Here is a 4,220-nt window from a genome sequence, read left to right on the forward strand (position 1 = left end):
TGCCTCAATGGACGCTCCGCGTCCGCTCTTGGGACGCGGAGCGTCCTGGGCTGCGTTCCCACGCGGAGCGTGGGAACGATCATCAGCTCCCACAGGGGACCGTGGTGTCAGCTAGCGCGAATCACGTGCTTGATCTCCTGAAACGCCGCCAACCCCCACGGGCCCAGCTCGCGGCCGATACTGCTCTGCTTGTAGCCGCCCCATGCCGTCTGCGGGAAGATCACCTGCGGTGCGTTGATCCACACCAGGCCCGCCTGCAAGGCATTGGCCACGTGTTCGGCGGCTTCGGCATTGGCGCTCACCACACTGGCGACCAGGCCGAAATCGCTGTCGTTGGCCAGGGCGATGGCCTCGGCCTCCGTAGCAAAACGTCGTACGCACAGCACCGGACCAAAGATCTCTTCATTCCACAAGGCGCTGTCCAGCGGCACGTCGGTAAACACTGTCGGGCGAATGAAAAAGCCTTTTTCCAGATCAGCCGGGCGAGCGCCGCCGCACAACAAGCGCGCGCCTTGGTCGATACCACGCTGGATATGCCCCAGCACCCGCTGATACTGCGCACGGTTGATCAGCGCGCCCATCTCCACATCCTCGGCAAACGGGTCGGCCACGCGAATCCCTTCAGCCCGCGCCTGCAAACGCTGCAGGAATTCATCCGCCAGGTTGTCGGCTACCAGCACGCGACTGGTGGCCGAACAGATCTGCCCGGCATTGAAAAAACCACCGCCACAGGCCAGCTCCACTGCCAGGTCGAGGTCGGCATCGGCCAGCACCAGCAACGACGATTTGCCACCCAGTTCCAGGCTCACACCCTTGATGGTTTCGGCGGCGCGCTGCATCACCTGCACGCCCACCGCATTGCTGCCGGTAAAGGAAATTTTCGCCACGCGACGGTCCGCAGCCAGCGGCGCACCGACCGCCAGCCCCGTGCCACACACCAGGTTAAACACACCCGCCGGGAAGCCTGCTTCGGCAATAATCCGCGCCAATTGCAACTCCGCCAGGGGCGTGACTTCCGACGGCTTAAGCACCACGCAGCAACCGGCCGCTAACGCGGGGGCAAGCTTCCAGGCGGTGGTCACCATCGGGAAGTTCCACGGCACGATCAAACCCACCACGCCACAGGGTTCGCGGCGCAGGCGTGCGCTGAAATCGTCGCTGGGCAATGCCACCTTGCAGTCTTGACCTGCGTCCATTGCGTCGCAGATGCCCGCGTAGTATTCGAAGGTGGCAATCACGTCATCCACATCAATAGCCGCTTCAAACAGCGGCTTGCCGTTGTTGCTCGACTGCAACTGCATCAGTTGTTCACGTTGCTCGCTCACACCTTGGGCGACCTTGCGCAACAGGGCGCCGCGATCACGGCCACTGCTTTTCGACCAGTCGACAAAAGCCGCGCTGGCTGCGTCGACCGCCAGTTCCACTGCTGAGGCATCGCCCACGCTGACATGGGCCAAGGTCGCTTCGGTAGCCGGGTTGATCACCTCCAGCACCTCGTGGCCCGCCTGCCATTGGCCGTTGATAAACACACCGTTCAAGACTGCGCTCATACCGCCACCTCCTGCATCCAGAGCCCTTGGTTGATTTCAATCAGTGTCGGCCCCTGGCGATCCGCGGCGGCGCGCAACGCGCTGCGCAATTGCTCGACGCCCTGGATACTTTCTACGGCGCAACCCAAGGCCTTGGCTACGCCGATAAAGTCCGGGGTGTAGATGTCCACACCGACCGGTTCGATGGCGCGGTTGAGCATGTATTTCTTGATCTCTTCATAGCCCTGGTTATTCCACAGCAGCACAATCACTGGCACCTGCGCCTCTACCGCGCTGGCCAGTTCCGGCAGGGAAAATTGCAGGCCGCCGTCGCCGATCAGGCACACCACCGGCTGGCCGTCACCTCGGCCCAGCCAGGCACCGACTGCAGCGGGCAGGGCGTAGCCCAAGGTGCCGTAGCCGGTGGAGGAGTTGAACCAGCGGCGTGGGTGGTCAAGATTCAGTGTCAGGTTGCCGCTGTACACCGGCTGGGTGGAGTCGCCCACCAGCACGGCGTTGGGCAGCGCTTGCAGCACGGTGTTGAGGAACAGGGTTTGTGCGCGGGTGGCAGCGTCCCAGTTGGGCGCCAGTTCGGCCCACAAACGCGCGACTCGTTCAGCGCCCCAATCGCGGTTGCGGGCAGGCAATGGGGTTTTATCCAATTCGGCGAGCAAGGCGTCGGCGGCTATCTGTGCATCGGCTACCAGTGCCACGTGCGGCGGGTAGTTGCGTACAGTCTGGTCGGGGTCGATGTCGATACGCAGCAGTGCGCCGGGGATCTCGAAGCCGCCGGCGAAGGTCACGTCGTAGTCGGTTTCTGCCAGCTCTGTGCCGATGGCCAGCACTACGTCGGCTTCAGCGACCAGCGCACGGGTGGCGACCAGGGTTTGCGTCGAGCCGATCAGCAGCGGGTGGGTCGATGCCAGCATGCCTTTGGCATTGATGGTCAGCGCCACCGGCGCGCCGAGGATGTCGGCCAGGCGCGTCAGCTCTGGCGCGGCATCGATGGCACCGCCACCGGCCAGGATCAGCGGGCGTTTGGCCGCTGCGAGCAATTGGCTCATCTGCTTGACCGCCGACGGCGACGCACCGGCGCGGGCAACGCTGACCGGCTCGCTGCCCAGTAACGCGTCGGCATTCTCCACCAGCACATCCAGCGGGATTTCGATATGCACCGGGCGTGGTCGCCCCGCCTGGAACAACGCAAACGCCCGCGCCAGCACGCCAGGCAACTCCGCCGCCGACATCAACGTGTGGGAGAACGCCGCCACGCCGGCGATCATCGCGCTCTGGTTCGGCAGCTCATGCAGTTTGCCGCGCCCGCCGCCCAATTGGCTGCGCGACTGCACGCTGGAAATCACCAGCATCGGGATCGAGTCGGCGTAGGCCTGGCCCATGGCGGTGGTGATATTGGTCATGCCCGGGCCGGTGATGATGAAGCACACGCCGGGTTTGCCGCTGGTGCGTGCATACCCGTCGGCCATGAAGCCGGCGCCCTGTTCGTGGCGCGGGGTGACATGGCGGATGCCGGAATGCGCCAGGCCGCGATACAGCTCAACGGTGTGTACGCCGGGAATGCCGAACACTTGGTCCACGCCGTAGCTTTCCAGGAGGTTGACCAATACTTCGCCGCAGGTCGCCATACATGTCGCTCTTGTTATGGATTCGAGGCGCTATTGGAGCGGCTGGCCCGTAGCGGCAACAATCGATAAAAAGTCATACTAGCCATGTCTCCACGTCATGGCTTACCCCGATGAAACGCCTTCCACCACTGCCCGCGCTGCACACGTTTTGGGTCACCGCCCAGTGCTGCAACTTCACCCGCGCCGCCGAGCAACTGCACATCACCCAAGGCGCAGTGAGCCGTCAAATTGCGGGGCTGGAAAGCCATCTGGGTTATGCCCTGTTTCAACGCCAGGCACGGGGCTTGAGCCTGACCGAAGAAGGCCGTGAATGGTCGTTGCGTGCGCAGCAAGTATTCGGCCTGATCGGTGACGCGGTGGAGCAGATCGGCAGCCGCCGCGCGACCCTGCAACTCAAGGCCTCCACCTGTGTGATGCGCTGGCTGCTGCCGCGCCTGATGCAATGGCAAAAGGAACGCCCGGAGGTGCCGGTGGAACTCACCACCACGGTGGCCTATACCGTGGACTTTCGCCGAGAGCAATTTGACGCGGCGGTGATCTATGCGCCCATCGCCGAGCAGTCGGCCGAGGCACGGCACCTGTTTGATGAGCAACTCACGCCGGTCTGCGCACCGGCGTTACTCGGCGGTTTGCACACGCCGGCAGACTTGCAGCAACAGGTGCTTCTGCACCCCACGCGGGACGAGCGGGATTGGGCGTTGTGGTTAAAAGCGGCGAATACGCGGTTGAGCAACCTGGCCCAGGGGCATCATTTCGAGACGCTCGACTTAGCCATGACGGTGGCGTCCCAAGGCTCGGGCGTGGCGATTGGCGACAGTGCGCTGATTGGCGAGGATGTGAAAGCCGGGCGGCTGGCGACGCCGTTTGAACTGCGGGTGCCGACGGGGATGGGCTATTACCTGGTGTACCCGCCGGGGATCGAGCCGTCGGCTGGGCTGCAAGCGTTGATGGCGTGGCTGGTGAGCGAGGCACACCAGTCTTAACACTGAGTATCCAACTGTGGGAACCGGGTTTGTGTGGGAGCTGGCTTGCCTGCGATGGCATCAGC

The 4,220-nt window shown here is 63.8% G+C and carries 3 protein-coding genes; 1 reads left to right on the forward strand and 2 read right to left on the reverse strand.

Features of this window, described 5'->3' with window-relative positions; translation table 11 throughout:
• Positions 1–107: 107 nt before the first annotated feature.
• A complete protein-coding gene (locus FEM54_RS26030) occupies positions 108–1,550 on the reverse strand; it encodes an aldehyde dehydrogenase family protein (protein ID WP_138453607.1) in 1,443 nt (480 codons plus the stop codon).
• Positions 1,547–3,172, reverse strand: coding sequence for a 5-guanidino-2-oxopentanoate decarboxylase (locus tag FEM54_RS26035; protein ID WP_099548653.1), 1,626 nt, complete (start codon positions 3,170–3,172; stop codon positions 1,547–1,549). Before FEM54_RS26035 ends, FEM54_RS26030 begins: the two co-directional genes overlap by 4 nt.
• A 110-nt stretch (positions 3,173–3,282) precedes the next feature.
• On the opposite strand from FEM54_RS26035, the gene FEM54_RS26040 reads away from it, so the two are divergent.
• The gene (locus FEM54_RS26040) at positions 3,283–4,155 is read left to right on the forward strand and encodes a LysR substrate-binding domain-containing protein (RefSeq protein ID WP_138453608.1); all 873 of its coding nucleotides are present in this window, start codon (positions 3,283–3,285) and stop codon (positions 4,153–4,155) included.
• Positions 4,156–4,220 lie beyond the last annotated feature (65 nt).

Source organism: Pseudomonas edaphica (assembly GCF_005863185.1).
Classification (GTDB): domain Bacteria; phylum Pseudomonadota; class Gammaproteobacteria; order Pseudomonadales; family Pseudomonadaceae; genus Aquipseudomonas; species Aquipseudomonas edaphica.

What these genes read in the sequence shown, in the direction of transcription:
- FEM54_RS26040 (WP_138453608.1), top strand. Translation starts at nt 3,283, where the DNA reads ATGAAACGCCTTCCACCACTGCCCGCGCTGCACACGTTTTGGGTCACC.
- FEM54_RS26030 (WP_138453607.1), bottom strand. Translation starts at nt 1,550, where the DNA reads ATGAGCGCAGTCTTGAACGGTGTGTTTATCAACGGCCAATGGCAGGCG.
- FEM54_RS26035 (WP_099548653.1), bottom strand. Translation starts at nt 3,172, where the DNA reads ATGGCGACCTGCGGCGAAGTATTGGTCAACCTCCTGGAAAGCTACGGC.